We start from the raw sequence: 22,470 nt of genomic DNA on the forward strand, positions 1-22,470 counted from the left end.
CAACTGCGTTTCGGTAGTATAACCCAGAACGCCCGATAGGAATGCGGATTTCGCGTGGCATCGCCGCGCGAAAAAATTCAGACTAGCGAAGCGCCGTCGCCGGCTTCTGGTCGGATTGAAACTCCGTCCACGGCCCAGCGATCATGTCGTGCAACTCCGGCGCTTGCCAATCGTACTCCGGATGCTTCGCCAAAAACGGCTTGGCGTAAAAATTCGCGCCGCAGGGATGCCCCGCTCGTGCGATCAATTCCATATGCGCGGCCATCGCGCTATCCGTGACCTTTCCCTGAACAGCTCCGCTGGGATTAAACGGGGCCTCGCCCCATTCTGGATCCCCTTTTGCTGTGGCATCGCCATGCCCGCAGAGCGTTCGAATGTCTGCGCCTTCCTTTTTCGCATACGCATCGAAATGATCCGACTCTAATCTCTCCGCGAGCGGCACGTCGATCTTCCCTTTGTATTCCTTCATCAATTCGTCCCAGCGCACGTGCCGCGCGTTCGGCGACATCGACGCATCGTGCACATCGAACGTCGTATCGAGCTTCGTCACCGTCGGATCGCTCGTGAAATTTGAACCCACAAAATATCCATCCTTCGTTCGCCACACTTTGTACGCCTTCAACCCCAGTTCGAATTGTGCGATTTCGCCCGTCTTGCGGTCACCGATCAGCCAGTCGTTCGCATACCCGCCGTTATTTCCATCGAGCATGATTTTGACGTAATCGTCGATCGAACCCGCGTACTGCATCGCCTTCCGTGCGCGCACGAATTCCGGAATCCCATCCGGATTCCATCCGTGAAACGCAGAAATCGTCGTCTCCGTCACCATCAGCCCGTCCGAATTGATCGTAAAGTCGTCGTCGCTCACAATCACGCCCGGAAATCCGTCGCCGATCATGCGGTACCCGTGCTCCGGCTGGATGTCGAAAATGACTCTCCAGCGTTCGCCTTCCATGTAATCGGTCCAGTTGTTGTGCGCGATCACGATTCCATGGTCCTTCGTCCAGCTTCCCGTGGCCACAAACGCGCTGCAGTGCCCGGACACTTTCTGGTGCGGCGCGCCTGCCACCTTATGCTGTTCGTCGTACCACGGCGCGTAATAATCCGGCAGCTCCTCGAACGCGTTCAGCGCCACCACGTCGTACAAATCCATCTTCACGCCGCGCGCGTTCAGCCCAGCGACGATCCCCTTCAGCTCCGCCTGATACTCCGCGTCAATGTGCGGCCACAGCCCTTTCTGCGCCGCATCGCGAAAGAAATTCCAGTTGTGCTTCGTTTTGTGCACGTCTTCGAGCTTCACCGCCGCAAACGCGTCCTTGATCTCCGCCGCCAGCAGATAGCCATGCTGGTATCCAATCTGATCCGGCGTGCCTTGCAGGTGCACATACGTCCAGCCGCCGCGCTGAAACCGGTACGCGCCTGTCAGCCGCGCGCTGTCTGGCGCCGAGGCCGACGCTACTTGTCCCGCAGCTTCATTCGCCGACGCCGCGCTCAGCCGCGCACCTTGCAGCAGCAGCGAATACGCCACCACCGCAAGCACCGCCACGGCCAGCCCCGCCGTCATAAAATGCCATCGCCTCGACGCCATCACGCCCCCCGAAAGCTGTCTAAAATTATGTTTGCATCTTATGCGCGGCCGCAACCCAAGTCAACGCGCATGCCGACCTGCATCCCCGCCAACTAGCCAGAAAACCATTGACATGCGCCAGAAGCGCGGGTAGCTTTGCCAGCAAGTATCTCAGCAACAAAGACTCGTTACGTTAAGTTTCTAGGTTCTATGGAACGTGTGTCTGTGACACTGGGTCAGATTTGAACTTATGTTCTTGGGGTCCGCCATGAGCATCCCTCGCCGTTCACTCGTTTTTGTTTCGCTGATTTGGCTCGGCCTTCTGCTTCCAAATGCAAACTTCGCGGCCGACGAGTGGCTTCCCATCAATCCCGCGGACCTCACGTTGAAGGACAATCCTGCTAGTCCCGGCTCCCATGCCATGATCCTCAACCGCCAGGAATACACGGACACCTCTTCGTCGTTCTACACCGAGTACATGCGCATCAAGATCTTCACCGAGGAAGGGAAAAAGTACGGCGACGTGGAAATCCCTTTTGTGAAGGGTTTGTCGGATGTTAAAGATGTGCGCGCTCGGACCATACGCCCTGACGGCTCCATCGTCAATTTCGACGGCAAGATCTACGAGAAAACCGTCGTGAAGGCCGGCAACGTGAAAGTCCTGGAGAAAACTTTCAGCCTTCCCGATATCCAACCGGGCTGCATCATCGAATACAAGTACCGTCTGCAGTACGACGCAAATTTCTACTGGAACACGTCCTGGGAGGTTCAGCGAAGCCTCTTCACCAGAGATGCGAAATTCTCTATCAAGCCTCCCACTGGAGCAGGATCCCCCGGGCTTTATTGGCATACAATCGGGCTTCCAAAAGGCCTGAAGTTGCAAAAGGAAAAAGATGGAACGTATTCCCTGGATTTGCAGAACGTAGCCGGCGTCCAGGCCGAAGATTACTCTCTTCCCGACAGTATGTTGTACAACCAAGTGCAGTTCTTCTTTGTCTTCGGACCTCCGAAATCCCCGCAACAGTTCTGGAATGAAACCAATAAGTCTTGGAACAATGACATCGACAAATTCGTGAATAAGAAAACTGCGCTGCAGCAACTCGTATCGCAAACGGTCAGCACGGCCGATTCCCCGAATGCCAAGCTTCGCAAGATTTATGCTCGCGTGCAGCAGGTCCGAAATACGTCCTTCGAAGACAAATCAGCGCAAGAGGAAAAGCGCGAAAAGCTGAAAGACAACAACAATGCCGAAGATGTGATCAAACACGGCTATGGCACGGCCCGCGATATTAACTGGCTTTTCCTCGGTCTGGCGCGCGCAGCGGGCTTTCCTGCCAACGATGTTTATGTGGTGCCGCGGACGGAAGGCGTCTTTCATGCCGATCTGCAGAGTACCCGCCAGCTCTCGACAGAAGTCGTGCGCGTCACAGTCGGCACGCAGGACATTTATCTTGATCCTGGCTCCAAATTCTATCCCTATGATTCTCTTCCGTGGAACGAAACGGCGGCCAGCGGAATACTTGTGGACAACAAACCGACCGTGACGCTTATTACGACGCCTTCCCCAAAGAGCGACAATGCAACGCTCGAGCGCCACGCTGCATTGCAACTGGCCGCGGACGGGTCCGCCAACGGAACTTTGGCCTTGGATTTCACAGGTACGTGGGGCTCCGCCATTCGCAACGACGAGCGCGATGAGGATGATACCGGCCGCCGCAAGGATATCTCCGACGAAGTCAAGGGCTGGTTGCCCTCGGACGCGAAATTCGAGATTACCAAGATTTCCGCTTGGGATGACTACGCCAATCCTTTACACGTTGAAGGAACGCTCACTCTCCCAAGTTATGGAACGACCGCCGGAAACAAAATCCTCGTGCCCGCAACGCCTTTCGTCGCCGCGGAACCGAATTCTTTCCACTCCGCGATACGCGTCAACAAGATCTATTTCCGCTATCCCTACCGGGAGAACGACCAAATCACTCTCAAGTTGCCCGGAGGATATCAGGTCGAGAGTCTCCCCGCGGTGAATACCGTTCCAACCGGACCATTCCAGTATTCCGTATCCATGGCCAGCCAGTCGGGTGAGCTCGATAGCAAGCGTAGCTTCGATGAGATGGGGTTGCTCTTTGATGTCAAGTTTTATGGAGCCATCCGTCAAGTATTTGATGAGGTGAAATCAGGCGATGACGCGCAAGCAATTTTGCAGCCGGTGGCAGCCGCGAAAAAATAATAATATTGCCGTTTTTCTTCTCGCTTGTGCTTCGCTCGCCATCGCTCCGCGAGCGCGCGCAAGTGTTCCTGACTGGCTGCAACAGGCCGTCAACCAAACTGTTCCTCAGCAAGAGAAAGACACGGTCGCTGTCGTCCTCTATTCCGAACAGCAAACTACCGTGAAGGACAACGGATCGGTTGAGACACGCTACCGTGAAGCCATCAAGATCCTCCGCCCTGAGGGCAAAGACTACGGCACAGTAGTCATCAGTTTCACGAAAAGCACTCCCATCACCTACTTGAAGGCTTGGAGCATCCCTGCCGATGGAAAACCCTATGAAGTGAAAGACAAAGACTCTGCTGAAGTCGGCATCGATGGCGGCGATCTTTACGATGATGCGAGCAAGAAAGTCTTGGTAATTCCCGCCGCGGATCCGGGCAACATTGTCGGTTATGAATATGTGCAAAAGGGCCGCCCGAATGTCTCCCAGGACGGCTGGTGGTTCCAGGAACAAATTCCCCTCTTGCGCGGACAATACACTCTGCAAATCCCCGCTGGCTGGAAATTCGACTATCACTGGTCAAACTACAAGGAATTGCCGCCGCAATCTCCCGAGACCAATGAATATGTCTGGCAAGTGAGCAACGTCCCCGCGATCACCGTCGAAGACGATATGCCGCCCTGGAGAGCCATCGCCGGGCGCCTCGACGTGAAGTATTCTTCGCCTCAGAACGTGAGTCAGACGGAACAGTCCGGCTCCTGGCACGATCTCGGCCTCTGGTACACGCAGATGATTACCCCCCAGCGTCAGCCAACTCCCGAAATTCAGCAGGAAGTCGCGACCTTGACCGCTCACTCGGCCACCACGCTGGACAAAATCGAGGCGTTAACCTCCTACTTGCAGCGCCAAATCAGATACGTTGCCATCGAAATCGGCATCGGTGGATATGTGCCACATGCCGCGGACGAAGTCTTCAAGAATCAGTATGGAGACTGCAAAGACAAAGTCACTCTGCTGAGCGCGATGCTCCAGACGATCGGTGTGCAATCTTTTTACGCCGTGGCGCAAGTCGACCGCGGGATTGTGCAGCCGGATTTCTCTTCCATGCTCAGCTTCAACCACGTAATCCTGGCCATTCGCCTGCCTGCCGATGTGCCCGATACAAATCTATACGCCATCGTAAATGATCCGAAATATGGCAAGCTGCTTTTCTTTGATCCCACGGATACGTATACTCCTCTCGGCTATCTCCCCAGTTCAGAACAGGACAACTATGTTCTCCTCGTCGCGCCGGAAGGCGGAGAGCTGATTCATGTCCCTTTGCTGCCTCCCGCTACGAACCGTCTGATGCGTGTGGCACATCTCAACCTCGATTCCTCAGGCAATATTTCCGGTCAAGTGAGGGAAATCCGCTGGGGCAGTCCAGCCGTGGATAGCCGCGCGCAATATTTGGAGATAGCTCCAAAAGATCGTTCCAAGGTTGTTGACCAGTTCCTCGGCGCGTTTCTCGACAATTTTCAGTTGCGATCGGCATCGCTCGCGAATCTTGACGCCTTTGATCAGAACTTCACCGTTGATTACAGTTTCATCGCACCCAATTATGCCAAGCTGGCTGGCAATATGATCATTCTCCGCCCCAGGGTATTGGGCGAAAAAGGCTGGGATATTCTCTCCGGCAAGGAGCGCAAGTACCCCATCGAATTCCCCGACGCTACTCTGCAAACCGACGAGTTCGATTTCACTCTTCCGCCCGGATATACCGTTGAGGATATGCCCGCGCCCGCGAAGGTGGATACCGACTACGTCGAATATCAAAGTGAAGTGAAGCTCGACGGCAGCATCTTGCGATACACACGCACCTACGAAATCAAAAGCGTAATCGTGCCAACCGAAAAGCTCGCGACGTTGAAGACCGCTCTCGGGGAAATCGCCGCCGACGAGCGCTCCAGCATCATCCTCAAGCACACGTCAAATTGACATCCGAGTGCCAGTCGCAGCAGTGGAATGATCTCTCCGGACCTTAGTGAGCGGCATGCGAAGCCCTCGCCGGAGAACTCTGCCACGTCAGCTTCGCCCCGTCCCTTCAAGTCAACGCGCCTGCGGATACGGCGATGGGGCAGTTTGAATTCTCCGCATCGTGACACAAGGCGTGAAAATTCAAACTGACCCATTATCAAAAAACTCTGCTCGCATCTTATTCGCCCCCCAAGTCAACGCGCATACGACGAATGGAAAGACACCCTAAGTATTCCGCCCGATTTGAATCGTTCCTTAAGAGGGAAAACCCCTCCCCGAATCTGAACAATCTTTCTGACACTGTCGGTTAAAAAATAGGTTGATAATTGGCGAATTAATGAATATAAGACTCAAAAGTTGTGCGAAAGGATGGGCGACCCTGAGAATTTTCCCGGTAAAAATTGTGGAGCAGAAACGACGAGAAAGGAGCTTGACATGGTGCAACGCGTAATATCTAGGGGTGCGGTCCTTGCTGTTGTCGCTACGTTCCTGTTCGCGGCTCACTATCTGACGTCGCCACCTGTGGTTCGGGCGCAGTGTAGCTGCGTCTATGCGGACCAAGATTACTCGTGTGGGTCATGTTACAAGGACATGCTCTGCTCCTGCACTGGCGATGGCCAAGATTGCCGTTGGATCAACCACTGCCCACCCACACCCGTGGCTATGGCGAAGTAAGACGTCGGTCGAAGTCTCTCTGGGCCTGGGGTAAGCCCGATCGGGGGTGCCTGTGACTCTTATGGGCGTGTCTCTGTTGAAACTTGGTCGGTACCTTGGAATTAGGTCTAGTGACGCGGCCTTTTTTGCGCTGCTTTTGTCCATTTCCCTGTCCGTCAACATAGGGATGGCATGGGAAATTAGGTTCCTGAAACTCGAGATCCCAGATTCTCAGAGGGCAGCTATTACAGGGGCGATTGTCTCGCCTTTTCTGGCAACCAGTGTTGATGGCAGACCCCAGTTGATCACATTTCAAGATCGCGACACTTCAACCGTCTTGTATATCTTCAATCCCAATTGCGGGTGGTGTGCGCGGAATCTCCAGAACATACGCGCCTTGTCCGCATCGGCCCAAATTAAGGACCGCTTCATCGGAATATCCCTAAAAGACGCTTCGCTCAGTCAATACGTTGAAAATAGCGATCTGGGGTTTCCGGTCTTCTCGATCGATTCATATGACTCAATCAAGGGACTGCACCTCGGCGCTACGCCTCAGACATTGGTGATTTCTCCTCAGGGCAAAGTCACCCAGAACTGGCCAGGGGCCTATATGGGCGCACAACAAAAAGAAATCGAAGGGTTCTTTAATGTGAAACTCCCTGGATTGTCGCCGGCACAGCCAGAGTCAAAGTAACAGCACTTGAATCTGGGACGCCTCTCATAAATGGCTCTCCTCTAGCCAGGGTCATGCCCCTCGCTGTAGAATCTCGGGAATCGCCTCCTTGTCCGCGAAAGGGTGACTCAACATGGACTCGCTCCTGCAAGACTTTCACTTCGGCCTGCGCATGCTGCACAAATCTCCCGGCTTCACAGCCGTCGCCATTCTGATTCTCGCCCTTGGCATCGGCGCAAATACCGCAATTTTCACCGTTACATACGGCGTTCTGCTGAAGCCTCTGCCTTATCCAGACTCATCACGCCTCGTTCAACTTTGGCAGACTACAGCCAATCCAGCGCGACAAAAGACGGTTTACCTTCGGACCGGAGACTTCCGCGAAGTCAAGACGCAGAGTCATATCTTCGACCAGCTGGCTGAATATGCCGAAGGAACGAGCACGATCCTCGGCGGCGAGGGAGCTGAATCGGTCCAAACCTCGTTCGTGTCCGGAAATTTTTTCCCCTTATTGGGCGTAAGGCCGCTTCTGGGCCGCCTCATTCTCCCCTCTAATGCCGAGCTGGGCCGCAACCAAGTCGCCGTTCTCAGCTTCGATCTATGGCAACGGCGCTATGGCGGCGATCCCGGCATTGTTGGTAAGCAGATCACGCTTACAGATGAAGGCGAGGCAGGAAGCGAGGAAGATAATTCCCAACAGGCGTTATCTTATGAAGTTGTCGGCGTAATGCCCTCACGGTTTCCATTCCCCAACCATGGTGATCTTTTGCTGCCACAAACGCCGTGGAAGAAACAGAGCCGACTCATCGCGATCGGCCGCCTGAAATCCGGAATTTCCATGGATGCGGCAAATGCCGAGCTTCACACCATTGCCGCTCGCATCGCTGCCGAGGCGCCAGCGATACACAAGAACTTTGATTTATCCGTCGGATTGCTTCGCGACCGAATGAGCGAGGGCTACTCGACCAAACTCCTTGTCTTGTTCGGTGCGGCGGGATTCCTGTTGCTGCTCGCTTCCGCCGACATGAGCAGTTTGCTGATCGCACGAAGCTGGGCGCGGCAAAGGGAGGTGGCTATCCGCGAAACCCTCGGCGCAACAAGATGGAGACTCATCCGGCAGTTCCTTTCCGAGAGCGTTTTATTGGCATTTCTCGGCGCGGCGGCGGGTCTATTCTTCGCTTATTGGGGAATCGATCTTCTGCGAATCATGGCGCCACCAAGTATACCGCGGCTGGACGAAATCGCCGTGGATTGGGTCGTACTGGCTTATACGCTCGTCATTTCGCTCTTCATTGCAATTCTGTTCGGGCTTGCACCGGCACTGCAAATCACGCGCCGCTGGCCCAGCGAGGTATTGAAAGGCGGTTCGAGTGGCCATTTCATTGGGATCCACCCGCATAGGCCTCGGCGTATGAGGAATTTTTTGGTCGCCGGAGAAATTTCGCTCGCTTTCGTGCTCGTCATCGGATCGGCGCTTGCATTGCGCAGTTTCTCGAATCTATTGAACGTGAACCTGGGCTTCCGGCCCGCGCATGTCCTAACGATGTACGTCGGTTTCAGCCCCGCGATCCGCGCAAACCCCGAGCGCTACCAGTTGGCGGTGAATCAAACCCTTCAGCGAACCCGAGCGATTCCCGGAGTCAAGAATTCTGCTTTTGCTGAGTGGCTTCCGATTGGCGGAGGGCCCACCATGGCAAGTCTGACCGTGGAAGGCAGTTCCTATTCTGGACTCGTCGAGTGTCAATTTGTCACTCCCGGATATTTCTCGACTTTGGGCATTCCGCTCCTCGCTGGACGTTCTTTCAACGAGGGGGATACGCGAAATTTTCCACCTGCTCCCGCCCGGCGGACAGTTGACTTGACTTCGTCAAAACCATCGACACATTCTGAAAAGCGCTCTTCGTCCTCTGCTGACTCACAGGATACGAATCAAGAGAAAATCCCGCTTGCCGCAATCGTGAACGCGACGTTCGCAAAGAGGCTCTTTGATGGCAATGCTCTGGGCAAACAGTTTCGAGCGGACTGTTCCGGCTCGAACGACCAGGTCAGGATCATCGGCGAAGTTGGTGATGTACGCGACGAGAGTCAGAGGGTTCCTCCAATTCCGGAGGTCTACATTCCTGTCGCTCAAACAGAAAGCTACGCTGCGACAACCCTCTTTGTGAGAACCGTGACCAATCCTCTGGCCATCGCAAAGACCGTTCGCGAGCAGATTTCGGCGGTGGACCCGAACGCCCCGATCGATGGCTTGCGAGCCATGGATGCGGTCATGTCAGAGAGCGTGGCCGAGCCAAAATTTGAAACAACTCTATTGGGTGCTTTTGGCGGCGTTGGCCTGCTGCTTGCCATTGTTGGAGTTTATGGCTTGATTTCCTATAGCGTGATTCAGCGTACGCATGAGTTCAGCGTGCGGATCGCACTGGGTGCGCTTCCGCAAAATATTCTCCGTATGGTCGTGCGCGAGGGGATGTTCCTAGCCATCGTCGGCGTCGGCCTCGGTGTCACCGGGGCGCTCGCCCTGACGCGATTCCTGTCCAAACTCCTCTTCGGAATCAAACCGACTGACCTCGCGACGTTTGCCGGCGTGGCGATTGTGCTCACACTCGTTGCGCTCGCGGCTTGCTACATCCCGGCACGCCGCGCGATGCGCGTCGAGCCTATCGAAGCGCTGCGATACGAGTAGTCCTCGGTCGTTCTTTAAGGTATCGTCCTACTTCGCGTCTTCCTGCGGCACTCCCAGCACTTGAATCTGCACGGCGCGGTCTCAAGCGACGTATGAAGCGAGCCATTCAGCCCATGGCGTAATCCCCCGAAAAAAGTTCCTTTGCTCTCTGCAAAGACCGACCTATTATCGCCATATTTCGCAGAGGGTTGTCGGCGCATGATTGGCGAGACCGTTTCCCGCTATCGCATCGTTGAAAAACTCGGCGGCGGTGGGATGGGCGTGGTCTACAAAGCGGAGGACCTCAAGCTTCGCCGCTTCGTTGCTCTAAAGTTTTTTCCTGATGGGTTCGCGCCGAACCTACAAGCTCTGAGCCGCTTCCAGCGTGAGGCGCTGGCTGCTTCCGCACTGAACCATCCCAACATTTGCACGATCTATGAAGTCGACGAATACAACGGTCGGCCTTTCATTGCGATGGAATTCATGGAGGGCGCCACTCTGAGGCATCGCATTTCCGGCAAGCCGCTGGCGATAGGGCAAGTGCTGGAGTTAGGAATCGAAATTGCCGACGCGCTGGATGCGGCGCACGCCAAGGGAATCATTCATCGCGACGTCAAGCCCGCCAACATTTTTGTCACGGAGCGAGGGCACGCCAAGATACTCGATTTTGGTCTGGCTAAGCTCGCACCGGCGGGCGGTTCCGCGAATCTATCGGCGATGCCTACCGCGAGCGAGATCGAACAGCTCACGGAACCAGGCGCCTCGATTGGCACCATCACGTATATGTCACCGGAACAGGTGCGCGGCGAAGATCTGGATGCGCGTACGGATTTGTTTTCATTTGGTGCGGTGCTCTACGAGATGGCCACGGGGGTTCAGCTTTTCCGGGGCGAGACCTCGGGGGTGATTGCGGAAGCGATATTGAATCGCAGTCCAGTTGCGCCGGTGCGCCTGAATCCTGAGGTTCCTGCCAAGCTCGAAGAGCTGATCAACAAAGCGTTGGAGAAAGACAAGAAGCTGCGATACCAGTCCGCCGCTGAAATTCGCACGGATTTACAGCGATTGAGGCGGGACTCGGACGCGGGCCGGGCCGCTGCCCCTGAACAACATGCCTCGAAGGCGCGTTCTGCGTTTCCTCCATCAGCGCGCTGGGGCGTGGCTACGGCAATTCTCGTGATTGTCGGTTTCCTCGCCGCCATTGCTTTCAATTGGGGCGGAATTCGTAATGACTTTTTCTCGCACGCGCACGCGCTGACGAACAAAGACACCATCGTACTCGCTGATTTCACGAATACGACGGGCGATCCTGTGTTCGACGGCACGTTGCGGCAGGGGCTTTCCGTACAACTGGAGCAGTCACCCTTTCTGAGCATTATCTCTGATGGCCGAATCCAGCAGACTCTGCAGATGATGGGCCAGAAGCCCGACGCAAGGATCACGCCGGAAATCGCACAGGACCTTTGTCAGCGCGTTGGAAGTGCCGCGGTCATCGAGGGTTCGATCTCGCAGATTGGCGCCCCTTACCTTCTCGCCATCAAAGCGGTCAACTGCTCAAACGGGGAAACGCTCGCGAGCACGGAAGCACAGGCGAGCGACAAAAACCACGTCCTCGACACCCTCAGCAACGTCGCCACAGATATGCGCAACAAACTCGGCGAGTCACTGAACACGGTGCGAAAATTTGATACGCCGTTGGAACAGGCTACGACCCCGTCGCTCGAAGCGCTGAAGGCTTTCACTGCCGGTAAAAAGGCTATTTACTCCACAAGTGACGCAGCGGCGATACCCTTTTTTAAGCGTGCCATCGAACTCGACCCGAAGTTCGCACTCGCCTACGCACTGTTAAGCATCGCCTATAACGACATCGGAGAACCCAGCATCGCTGCTGATTACACCCGCAAGGCGTACGAACTGCGAGACCGGGCGAGCGAGCCGGAAAAATACTTCATCTCAGAGCGCTTCAACAAGGAGGTGACCGGCAACATCGAAAAAGCCGAACAATTCTGCCAATTTTGGATACAGGACTATCCGCGCTCTGTGGACCCCCGCGATAACTTGGCTGGGGCAATCTACCCTGTCATTGGCCAATACGAGAAAGGAGTTGAGGAAGGGGAAGAGGCGGTCCATCTTGATCCAGGCTCTGCCGTTCACTACTCCCTCCTCGCTTTCGACTACATTTCCTTGAATCGCGTTGATAAAGCGCAAGACATCTTTGCGCAGGCTCTCGAACGCAAAATGAACTACTCGCTCTTCCATCTCGGCTTGTACGAGATTGCATTCTTGCAAAACGATACAGCGGGCATGGCGCAGCAGGTTGCGCAGTCAGAGGGCATCCCGGGCATAGAGGACGAAGTGCTGAACTTGGAAGCCGAGACCGCCGCCTACTCCGGGCGGCTTCGGGCTGCCGACGAGTTTTCCCGTTGGGCTATCGCCTCCGCCGAACAAGCAGGAGAAAAAGAAGCGGCCGCAACCTACTTGGCCCAGTCTGCCCTGCGGGAAGCCCTGTTCGGCAACGCAGACGAAGCGCGACGGCGGGCCACTGCGGCAAAGGAGCATTCCTCAGGCCGCGACGTGCAGTACGCCACCGCACTCGCCTTTCTCTATGCCGGAGACGCCACACAGTCGCGATCGCTGGTCGGTGATTTGGCTAAGCGGCCATCTGATAACACATTGGTGCAACTCAATTACGTCCCGACCCTCCGCGCAAAACTTGCGCTGCTCAAAGGAAATGCTTCTGAGGCCATTGAAAATCTCAGAGTGGCTACACCGTACGAACTAGGACAGACCACGGACAGCGCTTACGGTTGGAGCGCCATGTACCCGGCTTACGTGCGTGGGGAGGCTTATCTTGCGGCGCATCAGGGCGCTGAAGCCGCCGTCGAGTTCCAGAAAATTCTCGACCATCCCGGGGTTGTGCTTTGCGAGCCCATCGGCGCTCTGGCGCATCTGCAAATCGCGCGCGCTTACGTGATGGAAGCGGCAGCGGAGAAGGGCGCTGCTGCGGATGCGGCACGCGCGAAAGCCCGCGCTGCATATCAAGATTTTCTTGCGCTGTGGAAGAATGCCGACGCCAGCATCCCCATCCTCATCGCCGCCAAAGCCGAATACGCCAGGCTGCAATGATTTTTCCCCGAATCGCGGAGGGATAGTCGCCTTCTATTGCGGCACTCCGAGCACTTGAATCTGCACGGCGCGGTCTCGCGGCTTCGACACCTGAGGTCCTACAAATTCAGAGTTTCTCGGAGAAATGAAACGTGCTAATGCTGCCACACGTTGACCGTCCATGTTCTCGGTGATGGCGAAATCGGCGACGGCGTAGCGTTGACCAGTCGAACTACAATTGTATCTTGCCCTGAAACATAACTGCTCCAGATCAGCCCCGGTTCTGCTCCCGATTCCGGAGATGCATCGCAGCTGTCCCCGACCTGTGCTCCGGAGAGAGACATCGAGACCTCTTGCTGGCCACCGGGCGAGATTGCAGGAAAGTCTAAAGTGGATGCGGCGGAAAGATGCTTTGTAATAACTGTCCCTTCATAGCCGAGGCTCAGTCTGGCCAAGTTTGTCACGCCCTCGTGGCAATCGAAATAAGCGTAGTAGTCCTGCTGGCCCAGGAACTCAACTTTGCTTTTGTCAGTTGACGATGCCGGAAAGACGTATAGTCCTTTTATGGGACTATTTCCCGTGACCATTGCATAGCCCCCGGCATTTCGGGCCATAGTCATCAACACACCAACGGTTTCTCCTGTACCGGAGCTGTCTAATAGATATGCCGGATAGACGGCGGGGTCTGCCATCTCGATATGGTCGAGCGTAATACCCGTAAACCACGCACCGGAATTGTCGATTTGCAGAAAGGGCGTGTACCCGTTTTCATAAAGCACGTTCTCAAAGCTATAATTTGCCGCCTCGATCCCTTCGGCGGACATGAAAATTCCACCGCCGATCAAAGTACTATCTTGAATTCGGACAATTGAATAGTTTCTCAGGACAAGTGAGTGAGCCCCAGGAAGGATGGGTGCTTGAAGCACCGAGTTCTGAATGTAGAGTCCAAAACTGTAGGTCGAATTTTCAACTCTGAGAGGAACCACGTCGGCTGATGTCCCATAACACGTGAGCTGCATTCTATTCATGTAGAGTTCGCATGCGGCATCGGTCGCTACGATCCCATCGCCTTCGAAGCCTTTTAGATTGAGACCCTCCAAGTACACGGGGTTTGCTGAAATTCGAATCACGGGGTTTATTGTTTTCTCGAACAAGAGTGCGGCACTGGGCTGCTGTTGGAAAGCCTGAAATACTGCGCCGGAACGCCCGACCAATGCATAACAGCGCTCATTCATTTCGAGGGTCTGTGTCAGATACAAGCTCCCATCCATCCAGATGAGCACCCAATTGCCGCCCGTAGGAGGAAAAAAAAGGTTTCGAACCACGAACACTCCAGCGGGAATATAGACGACACCGCCCCCATTCGCTGCGGCAGCATTGATCGCATATTGAACAGCAACAGTATCGTTTGTCTTACCATCGCCGACCGCTCCATAGTTGCGAATGTCATACTGGCTTAGCGTATCGATAGTGAAGTCTACCGGACGAGCTGGCTGAGGTGGTGCTGGCCTCGGTGAAGAAAATGAGCCCCGCGTATGGCGAGCCCCTTGGCCGATGATGGATTGGGCGAAACCCCTACTGTTCCAAAGGGCAAGGGCCGCCGGCATACCGACGAGAGCCCTCAGGAGATTACGCCGAACGGAATCTTTCCCTTGCATGTTTCCCCCCTCGCGTTAGCACGAGATTCTTGTCTCGCTCGATCGCGAACCCAGCAGGAAGGGGGGAGCTGAGTCAGCGTGGAACACCACTGCAGTTGAATGACCAGATCATTTCGGGCAATCTAGGAAACAAAAGTGCTGAAATCATGTAAGTTATCTGAATGCTCCGGGGTAGAGTTAAAATAATCGATGCAGGTAATTTCCCCTTTGGTAATTTTGCAATATTGGGGTTTCAAAATGGGTCAATCACCCTGGTTTCTAGATTTGACGGATCGCCCAAATCACGGGAAATTGTCACGCCGCTTGGCTGACGGTCACGTGTGGGAAATAGTCCCGCCGGACGCGCAACGTTGATCTTAGTAGGCCGCGTACAAGCATGCGTCTCCGGTCAAGTTCCAAGACCAGTCGACTCAGCGCCCTTGCGTTATTCCGATACCATTGAGACGGAATCTTATTGGCGAGTTCCCGCAGCGTGCCGAGGCTGACCTCATTTTCCAGCCGGCGGAGCCATGGCTCGAATGCATTCATAGCTCGCACATGGTCATATACCACTCTTCGATGGTAGAGGCCCCACAGCGGCGAGTCCGGAAAGTTCCATTTTTCGCCATTAAAGCAAAACCCCTGATCAACCATTGTCACTCGGTAATCTGAATTCCCGGGTTCGCGATGGTATATGACCTGCCGGCCGTCCGTATTACAGACCCACACATCAAATACCAACATCCCACAAAAATCCTTGAGATTGAGAACTCCCTTGAGCCACCCATCGGGAAGGAAGTCACAAATTATGCCCCGACGTGGATCAATAGGAAAACGTGAACCAAAGCACAATCCTCCTAGGCAAGGTCTTTTGCCGTCCTTCAATTGAATAACCAAATCATCCGAGTGGCGAATCAATTCTTCGCATACCAATAGGATCTCGCCCCGAGCGACTGGCAGACCAAGAAGTTCTGCCAATCGACCGCCGAGTAGTTCATTGGCGAGGATTCTAGACCCCTGCGGATTGTTCGCAAACTTCACAACGTAATAGTGGCCGTCAGAACAGCGCATCATCTGAGCCTGTGCGCCACCCCGCATCCTTCTAACCTCTGCGATCGCCTCTAACATTGTCGCCGTTTGTGCGAGCCACCGCGAAGAGCTGGCCATTTTCTTTCAGATGACCTCGCAAGACCGTCCAATCCCATCGCTCTACGTCTATCGCGCGACATCCACACTTTATTACCTATGTACTAATAGAACTATCTTATATACACTGGATTTCAACGATGCAAGAAAAAAACAATCGTTTCATTTTTGTCTGTGGAAAATACACTTGCCTAGATTCGTTCAACGTTGCGCGAGGCTATGCCGTCATCGGCTGAAAAATCAGTAAGAAGGCGGGCGCGGAATGAAATACATCATAACCCACTCAGAATCCGCCTCACCAAGATGTATATGGATCCCAAGTTCATTCTGGGGTGTGAATCAACGCAATGAGGATCGTCCTACTTCGTGGCTTCCTGCGGCACTCCCAGCACCTGAATCTGCACCGCGCGGTCCCGCGGCCCATCCAGCTCCGCCAGAATCACCGACTGCCAGTTCCCGATCGCCAGCGCGCCTTCCGAAACCGGCAGCGACAGCGTATGCCCCAGCAGCATCGCCCGCAGATGCGCATCCGCATTCTTGCGATAGCACTCCGAAAGCCGCGGATCGTTGTGCCGCCAGTAATCGAACCGTCCCACGACGCGCTCCAGAAACGCCTTCATATCGTCCACCAGCGCCTGCTGAAACTCGTTGATGAAAATCGCCGTCGTCGTGTGCAGCGACTGTACCAACACGAATCCCGCTCGAAATCCGTGCTTCTTCACAATCTCATTCACGTCTTTCGTGATGTTGATCAGCTCCAGCCGCTCGCGCGTCTTGTAGACAATCGTTTCCAGCGCCACTTGCAAAAACGCCGGACGCGCCTCCACCGCCGCTTCCATCTTCACTTCGGCGCTCTCTTTCGCCGCCTTCATCGTCGATAGCTTCACTAACCTGCCTTCGCTTTTGGGAGTCTTCTCAGTGGGCTGGGACCGACTCTGATCTTATTTGGATGCTTTCCCCCCGCTAAGGTTGCGTCGTTTCGCGATTCGCGTGACGCCGTTTGCACCCCGCCTCAACGCCACCGCCACTGTGCGTCTCTCACGTCAAATTTTAGGAATTGTCCCGTCGTGCGTCCAACTCGGCTTCGCGCGCCTGTGCGCAATCGCGCTCCTGACCCCATGGCCAGTCCGCGCTCCGCTCGCCTTTGCTTCTTTGAGTGTGGATGCTTTCATGGCTGATTCCCGCTCAGAATAGGCGGCCCAATTTGTGCCCAAAACCGTCGAAGGAGTATTGCACTCCCATGCGCAGCACGAATGGGTCGCTAACGTCAGACAGCCCGAAGGCTGGCTCAAGGCGCACGGACCAGTACCGCGCAATGTCATAGGTGAGCACGGGGCCGAGGTATTGCTGCTGCCTGTGCCAGTAGAGGCCGAACTGGTCCGTGTTCCCCAGCGCACCAATCATCTCAACTCCGTAGCCTAAGCGTCGCACGGAAAGAGCGCGAGGCTGTGGGGCGCTAGCCATGCCGGTCATTGGTGACATTGCAGTCGAGGCTGGCTGGCGAAACAGTCCCACGGCGTAGCCAAAATCGTTGTCGTGTGGCGCTTCCAGGCTGGTTTCGTTGATGAAATTGAATGTCGCGTTCAGCCGGCCCCAGTCATGATACGCGATCAGGCGCTGCTCGAAAGTGCGCGCCGGTGTATTGCGCGCCGTGCTCAGAGGACCCGCCAAATCTTCGGGACCAAAACCACTGACTTCCATCTTGTATAGCGCTGCTTGATTCAAATCCTCGATTTCACCGTAGAGAGTCAAATTCAGCAGGCGCTCGTGGGGCAAGAGATGGAAGTACGTATTGACGCGCAAGCCGCCATAAGTCACCGGCATTCCAAAAATCTTCTGCCCTTCAACCATGAAGCCCGCTGTCCAGCGCGGCGTGATGCCATACTCGGCCATCAGCATTCCAGTGAAAAAATTGTTTCCCTCGCGCGCGCGCTGGAAATCCGGCAGGACCATGAGCATCAGGCGGCCTTTCCCGACCGGATAATTGATCGTCGTGAAGTAAGGGTTCATCTGTGCGTGCAGCGAACCCGGCATCGCGGCCCACAGCAAGGCGGCGGAAAGAATTGTTTTCCAATACTTGAAATGCGTGAACACGTTGTCGCTCCTGGATTCCGGTAAATCGCGCGCGCATCGAGACGGTATGAAGCGCGCATAGTTGCGGATCGAGACACAAAAAAAACGCCGGATCGCTTCTGAAGGCAGGAGTAAAGCTAGATACGAAGAGGAACGCCAGAAATCGCAGGCGCGGGAGCGCCGCGATTTGCCAAACGAGCAAAGTTAATAACTTCTGAGGCCGAGTGCAGAGCGCTTATCGCGCGGGACACGCCCGCCGCGGCCGTGCGCGCGAACGGAGCGGCGGAACGATTTTCCGGGGTGATCGTCGTGAAACAAAATGCCGCTTCGAAGCCACCGGCGCTGCACAAACCGGGCATGGGAGTATTCGTTATATGCCTATGCGATGCCGGCGCGTTTGGCATGGGCATGTTTGGCATCGGCGTGCTGTGGTGTTGACAACAGGCGCGCAAATTCACGGTTTGACACGGAACACCGCAGACCGCCACGACGGTTGGAGCCGCCATCCACAGAACGATGACGGCAAAAACAGCCCGCGGGCGTCGCGAAATAATCATGGACAGCCGCGAGCCGCATGCTGTTCGAGCGCCAGCCCGCGCCGTTCGTAGCCCAAAAAACATAAATTCAGTCTAGGTGTTCTGATCGCCGAACGCAAGGAGTTCTGTCCGCTCCGCGTCACGTCCTCCCTCCAAAGAATGTGACTTGCGCGTCGCGGCCTGCCTGCCGCAGGCGGGCTTTTCGTCCTGAGTGGGCCTTGCGAAGGGCAGCCGCGACGATACGCCCCGTGCTTCGAGATCGGCTTCAGCCGCTGAAGTACGGGTTCAATTCTCATGTCCTTATTTTTACGAGCGCTCCGCCCGAATCGCTCGCATCGCCTCCCAATCGCGTCTCGCCACGTCCTTGCGCGCAACCGAACTTACTTCTTCCGCGTGTAGTCCGTCTCCTGAAACGGCGTTTCCTTCCCATCCTTGCTCGCCGTCGACATCGTTACGCTGAACTCATCATCATTCATCCAGCGCAGCGTCGCGTGCATCTCGATGTTCCCCGTTCCGGTCATCGCTTCGCCCGCGTAGTCAATCGTCTTCCCGCCGTCATCGCTCGCGCCCTTCATCAGTGTAATCGCGTTCGACATCGTGTACATCCGCGCCATTTCAAACTGTTTCGTCGCGTCGTTGTACCCGTAAATCCGCAATCCCTCCACCGGCCGCCCAAACACCACGTCGTGGCTCTCTTCCAGAATGAATTTCCCGCCCAGCACTGGCGAAAATTTCGAAGTCCCCGTCGATGGCTGCGCCGTCGCGCCCGTCTGCCCGACGAATTTCACCACGCGATCGAATTCTCCCGTCATCTTCGCCAGTTCCGCGTGCTGCGCGTCCATTTTCGCCGCGTCGCCGCCATGCCCCATAGCCTGCCCTCCCGCGCGGGCTTGCGCGCCGCTGCTTCCGCGATTCGCTGCGCCATGCGCCACCAGCGCAGGCTTGCCCGCCGCGGTGGGCCTGTCCGCTTCAGCGGGCCTGCTCGCCTGGGCCGGTCCAGCATTCATCACCATCATCCCCAGCGCCGCGCCCAATGCAAATCCCGCTCCCACTCCCGCGATCGCCCGCAAAATCCTCGCTCTCCCTAGCATCATTTCTCTCCCTCTCTTTCTCCCACGCGAAAATCAGCTCCTACGTTTGCCCATACGCCTGCCGGCACGTCTCATGCTCTCTGCACGTCGCCGGACAATTCGTGTGATCGATCAAAATATAGTTATGGCACGCCGCGCACAGCACTCCGTAAATCGTCTCCGTGAATTGCCCATGGCTTTCGCCTTTGTCCAGTATGTGATTCGCCTTCGCTTCCGCTCGCGTCATTCGCATTTCGCTTTCACCGTTTGTTCCGCCTCCAATCTTCAAGGCAACAGAAACTATACAGCGGAAAAATCTCACGCAAAATTTTCTCCGCTTCGCCCGCGAATCCTCCGCGCGTCGCCGCCTTGCCTGCCAATCGCCGCCGCACGATCCATCCTTTCGCTTTTTTCCATTCTTTCGCATCCTGCGGCCAGCCCGCATGCTTCGTCCACTCGCCCTTATCGACCGAATACCAATAGCCGTCGTATCGCGGCCCGAGCTTCGCTCGCTGCCGCGCCAGCCAGTCAAGATTCTCCGCCGCTCGCGGCGCGCCCAGCCGACGCAGCGCGCTTTCGCCGCTCGTCGCATAAATCCGGAATCCCACCGTCGCCGCGTCCGCCGAAATTCCCACGTACAATTGTCCGCCTGTGCCTCCTCGCGCGATTTTTTTCTCGCCGCGCGCGCCTCTGTGCGAGAAAAACAGATACATGTGCGTGTAGTACGGCGTCTTGTCGTTCGCAAAACGAATATCGCGGTTGATGCGCGAAAAATTCTCGCCCGAACGCCCGCCCAGCGCGAAATCCTTATGCAATTTCCGCATCCCCGGCGCCAGCGCCTCGAACAATCGGCGCAGCGGCTCGACCACATGCGCGCGATATCGCTCGCGGTTTTCGTCCATCCACTCTTTGCCGTTATTCCGCCCCAGCTCGCGAAAAAATCGCAGCGTCTCCGCGGTAATGATCCCTTCCTTCGCCACAGTTCGCCACTCCTCCCAATCCTGCAACTTCCGTCGCCATCATCCTACCGCGACACACCGCTCCCGTCATCTCCGCGCCGCGCGCAACGTCCAAGCATTTTCGCAATGTTGCTTTGGCCGCTGCGCTGATTCACGCCCGCGTTTGGAATTCGCAGGAGAAAAGGCGGGAAATTGTCGCACTATTTTGGGGCGGTGGGTCTCTTCGAATCTTCTGGTTCGTGACGCAAGGAGTCAAAATTCAAACTGACCCGGCTGCTATTTTTTGTTTTGCGGGCAGCTCACATCCGGACGCGGATCCGGCACGAATCCATCTCGGTTCGGCATGCGCACTTTCGCCAGCGTCTTGCGGTTCATCACGTCATTCCGCCCGATGATTTTGTTCATATACAGCAGATACGCCGTCAGGCTGTAAGCCTGCTTCGCCGTCAGCGTCCCCGGCTGCGCGTACGGCATCGCACGATAAATATAGTCCCACACCGTCGTCGCGTATGGCCAATAACTCCCAACGGTCAGAACAGGATTCTCGTCCCGCAGCGTTCCAAATCCTCCGACGAGTCTCATTCCCAGCGGCTCTCGCCCTTCGCCATGGTCGCCATGGCATCCCGAGCATTTATCCGCATACACGATTTGTCCTTCCGCGGCAGTCCCGCTGCCCGCCGGCAGTCCTGTCCCGTCCGGCAGCACCGTAATGCCCCATCGCCGCATTTGCTCCGGCGTGGGCGGATGTCCCAGATGGAGCTGATTTTGATTTCCTTGCCCAAACGCCGCGATGCCAAACGCAATCGCGCAAATCGCCGCGAACACTTCAACCCTACGCATAGGTCACTTCTCCATCTCTGTGGACGCGCCACCATTTGATGCCATTGTAGTGATCCGTCGCATTCAACCCTCGCACCGCGACAATCTGCTCGCGCGTCGGCTGGCAATAACCCGTTTCATCTGTGCATCGTGACGCGATCTTTGTTTCCGCTCCATTCCAGTTCCACGTCCAGCGAAAACGCGTGAATGCTTTCGTCAAAATAGGTTCCTGCAATTCCGCCTTTTGCCAGTTTTGGCCTCCATCGGCAGATATTTCCACGCTGTTGATCTTTCCGCGCCCAGACCACGCTACGCCAGTAATCTCATAAACGCCTGGCCCGTCGAGCCGTTGTCCGCCAGCAGGCCGCGTGATCACCGATTTCGCTTCCATCACAAATGTGAATTGCCGTGCTTTGCCGCTCGGCAATAGGTCCGTATACGAGCCTGTTTCCCACGCCGTCATCGCCGGCTGCTCGAGCACTTGTAGCCGGTGCAGCCATTTAATATTGGTGTTCCCTTCCCACCCCGGCACCACCAATCGCACCGGATAGCCCTGTTCCGGACGCAGCGCCTCGCCGTTTTGTCCGTACGCAACAATAATGTCGTCCAACGCCTTCTCGACCGGAATGCTCCGCGCCAATCGCCCCGCATCCGCCCCTTCCGCCAGTATCCAGCGCGCCGTCGGTTTTAATCCCACTTGTTCCAGGACCGTCGAAAGTCGAACGCCGGTCCATTCCGTACAACTCATTTGTCCGTGACTCTCCTGCGGTGTCTTCCCTGGAAAACCATCCTGGTCGGCGCCGCTGTTGCCCGCGCATTCCAGAAAATGGATCTCCGAAACCGCCGGCATCCTCTCCAAATCCTTCATGGTAAATATCAGCGGCCGCTCGACAAGGCCATCAATCAGCAATTCATGATGAGCCGGATTGATCATGGGCATCCCGAAATGCAGCACTTCGTAGTGAAGCTCCGAAGGTGTAATGATTCCGTAGAGGTCTTGGAGAGGCGTATGTCCGTGCGAAGATCGCACCACTTTGCTCTCGAAAGGAGACCGGTATCCGTAGGGCCGCTTCGGAAGGCCCAGTTCGTGTGGAACCTCCCCTGGTTGTTGCGGCAGCGCATTCCGCGGCAAAAGCGCCAGCGCGCCCAGTTCCGCCGCGGAAGACAATAATCGCCGCCGGCTGAATGTGCGTCCGCCGCCATTTTTTTCAATGTGCCCGCCATTCTCATATATTTTCATATTTCTCAATATAAGGAAATAACGGACGATGTCAAGTCGCTGGCAATTCCCTCACGGAGTCCTCTCCGCCTCCGCTTCCCGCTCGGCCTGTTTCTCCGCCGTG

Annotated in this window: 16 protein-coding genes; 6 read left to right on the plus strand and 10 right to left on the minus strand. The window is 55.8% G+C overall.

The window, feature by feature from the left end; translation table 11 throughout:
- Positions 1 to 82 precede the first annotated feature (82 nt).
- Positions 83 to 1,564 carry a C45 family peptidase gene (locus VGR81_09275; protein ID HEV2289130.1) on the minus strand — a complete coding sequence of 494 codons (1,482 nt, stop codon included), beginning with the start codon at positions 1,562 to 1,564 and terminating at the stop codon, positions 83 to 85.
- Between the two features lie 271 nt (positions 1,565 to 1,835).
- Between VGR81_09275 and VGR81_09280 the strand changes: the two genes are divergently transcribed.
- The 5 genes from VGR81_09280 (at position 1,836) to VGR81_09300 (ending at position 12,908) form a co-directional block, all read left to right on the plus strand.
- Positions 1,836 to 3,797, plus strand: coding sequence for a DUF3857 domain-containing protein (locus VGR81_09280; protein HEV2289131.1), 1,962 nt, complete (start codon positions 1,836 to 1,838; stop codon positions 3,795 to 3,797).
- Positions 3,751 to 5,757, plus strand: a complete 2,007-nt coding sequence (locus VGR81_09285) for a DUF3857 domain-containing protein (protein HEV2289132.1) — start codon at positions 3,751 to 3,753, stop codon at positions 5,755 to 5,757. The genes VGR81_09280 and VGR81_09285 overlap by 47 nt, the downstream gene beginning before the upstream one ends.
- A gap of 775 nt (positions 5,758 to 6,532) precedes the next feature.
- Positions 6,533 to 7,144 (plus strand): hypothetical protein, encoded by a 612-nt coding sequence (locus VGR81_09290; GenBank protein HEV2289133.1) that lies wholly within the window; start codon positions 6,533 to 6,535, stop codon positions 7,142 to 7,144.
- A gap of 112 nt (positions 7,145 to 7,256) precedes the next feature.
- On the plus strand, positions 7,257 to 9,806 hold the full coding sequence (locus VGR81_09295; protein HEV2289134.1) for an ABC transporter permease: 2,550 nt from the start codon (positions 7,257 to 7,259) through the stop codon (positions 9,804 to 9,806).
- Between the two features lie 198 nt (positions 9,807 to 10,004).
- The gene (locus tag VGR81_09300) at positions 10,005 to 12,908 is read left to right on the plus strand and encodes a protein kinase (protein ID HEV2289135.1); all 2,904 of its coding nucleotides are present in this window, start codon (positions 10,005 to 10,007) and stop codon (positions 12,906 to 12,908) included.
- Positions 12,909 to 13,042: 134 nt separating this feature from the next.
- Here the strand turns inward: VGR81_09300 and VGR81_09305 are convergent, their stop codons facing one another.
- The 4 genes from VGR81_09305 to VGR81_09320 form a co-directional block, all read right to left on the minus strand.
- Positions 13,043 to 14,545 carry a glycosyl hydrolase family 28-related protein gene (locus VGR81_09305; protein ID HEV2289136.1) on the minus strand — a complete coding sequence of 501 codons (1,503 nt, stop codon included), beginning with the start codon at positions 14,543 to 14,545 and terminating at the stop codon, positions 13,043 to 13,045.
- A gap of 294 nt (positions 14,546 to 14,839) precedes the next feature.
- Positions 14,840 to 15,652 (minus strand): HipA family kinase, encoded by an 813-nt coding sequence (locus VGR81_09310; protein ID HEV2289137.1) that lies wholly within the window; start codon positions 15,650 to 15,652, stop codon positions 14,840 to 14,842.
- Positions 15,653 to 16,029: 377 nt separating this feature from the next.
- Positions 16,030 to 16,557 carry a secondary thiamine-phosphate synthase enzyme YjbQ gene (locus tag VGR81_09315; protein ID HEV2289138.1) on the minus strand — a complete coding sequence of 176 codons (528 nt, stop codon included), beginning with the start codon at positions 16,555 to 16,557 and terminating at the stop codon, positions 16,030 to 16,032.
- 298 nt (positions 16,558 to 16,855) lie between these two features.
- Positions 16,856 to 17,764, minus strand: coding sequence for a hypothetical protein (locus tag VGR81_09320; protein HEV2289139.1), 909 nt, complete (start codon positions 17,762 to 17,764; stop codon positions 16,856 to 16,858).
- A gap of 279 nt (positions 17,765 to 18,043) precedes the next feature.
- Between VGR81_09320 and VGR81_09325 the strand changes: the two genes are divergently transcribed.
- Complete coding sequence (locus VGR81_09325; protein ID HEV2289140.1) at positions 18,044 to 18,181, plus strand: hypothetical protein; 138 nt, start codon at positions 18,044 to 18,046, stop codon at positions 18,179 to 18,181.
- A gap of 478 nt (positions 18,182 to 18,659) precedes the next feature.
- On the opposite strand, the gene VGR81_09330 is transcribed toward VGR81_09325, so the two are convergent.
- From VGR81_09330 to soxC, 5 genes are all read right to left on the minus strand, one after another.
- A complete protein-coding gene (locus tag VGR81_09330) occupies positions 18,660 to 19,373 on the minus strand; it encodes a DUF1579 family protein (protein ID HEV2289141.1) in 714 nt (237 codons plus the stop codon).
- A gap of 37 nt (positions 19,374 to 19,410) precedes the next feature.
- A complete protein-coding gene (locus VGR81_09335) occupies positions 19,411 to 19,596 on the minus strand; it encodes a hypothetical protein (protein HEV2289142.1) in 186 nt (61 codons plus the stop codon).
- A gap of 13 nt (positions 19,597 to 19,609) precedes the next feature.
- Complete coding sequence (locus tag VGR81_09340; GenBank protein ID HEV2289143.1) at positions 19,610 to 20,329, minus strand: DUF2461 family protein; 720 nt, start codon at positions 20,327 to 20,329, stop codon at positions 19,610 to 19,612.
- Positions 20,330 to 20,584: 255 nt separating this feature from the next.
- Positions 20,585 to 21,148 carry a cytochrome c gene (locus VGR81_09345; GenBank protein HEV2289144.1) on the minus strand — a complete coding sequence of 188 codons (564 nt, stop codon included), beginning with the start codon at positions 21,146 to 21,148 and terminating at the stop codon, positions 20,585 to 20,587.
- Positions 21,141 to 22,367 carry a sulfite dehydrogenase gene (gene soxC, locus VGR81_09350; GenBank protein ID HEV2289145.1) on the minus strand — a complete coding sequence of 409 codons (1,227 nt, stop codon included), beginning with the start codon at positions 22,365 to 22,367 and terminating at the stop codon, positions 21,141 to 21,143. The genes VGR81_09345 and soxC overlap by 8 nt, the downstream gene beginning before the upstream one ends.
- Between the last annotated feature and the right edge of the window lie 103 nt (positions 22,368 to 22,470).

This window comes from Candidatus Acidiferrales bacterium, assembly GCA_035934015.1.
Classification (GTDB): domain Bacteria; phylum Acidobacteriota; class Terriglobia; order Acidiferrales; family UBA7541; genus DAHUXN01.

Coding starts and splice junctions, on each gene's coding strand:
- VGR81_09275 (HEV2289130.1), bottom strand. CDS start 1,564: ATGACGGCGGGGCTGGCCGTGGCGGTGCTTGCGGTGGTGGCGTATTCG.
- VGR81_09280 (HEV2289131.1), top strand. CDS start 1,836: ATGAGCATCCCTCGCCGTTCACTCGTTTTTGTTTCGCTGATTTGGCTC.
- VGR81_09285 (HEV2289132.1), top strand. CDS start 3,751: ATGACGCGCAAGCAATTTTGCAGCCGGTGGCAGCCGCGAAAAAATAAT.
- VGR81_09290 (HEV2289133.1), top strand. CDS start 6,533: ATGGGCGTGTCTCTGTTGAAACTTGGTCGGTACCTTGGAATTAGGTCT.
- VGR81_09295 (HEV2289134.1), top strand. CDS start 7,257: ATGGACTCGCTCCTGCAAGACTTTCACTTCGGCCTGCGCATGCTGCAC.
- VGR81_09300 (HEV2289135.1), top strand. CDS start 10,005: ATGATTGGCGAGACCGTTTCCCGCTATCGCATCGTTGAAAAACTCGGC.
- VGR81_09305 (HEV2289136.1), bottom strand. CDS start 14,545: ATGCAAGGGAAAGATTCCGTTCGGCGTAATCTCCTGAGGGCTCTCGTC.
- VGR81_09310 (HEV2289137.1), bottom strand. CDS start 15,652: ATGTTAGAGGCGATCGCAGAGGTTAGAAGGATGCGGGGTGGCGCACAG.
- VGR81_09330 (HEV2289141.1), bottom strand. CDS start 19,373: ATGATGCTAGGGAGAGCGAGGATTTTGCGGGCGATCGCGGGAGTGGGA.
- VGR81_09335 (HEV2289142.1), bottom strand. CDS start 19,596: ATGACGCGAGCGGAAGCGAAGGCGAATCACATACTGGACAAAGGCGAA.
- VGR81_09345 (HEV2289144.1), bottom strand. CDS start 21,148: ATGCGTAGGGTTGAAGTGTTCGCGGCGATTTGCGCGATTGCGTTTGGC.
- soxC (HEV2289145.1), bottom strand. CDS start 22,367: ATGAAAATATATGAGAATGGCGGGCACATTGAAAAAAATGGCGGCGGA.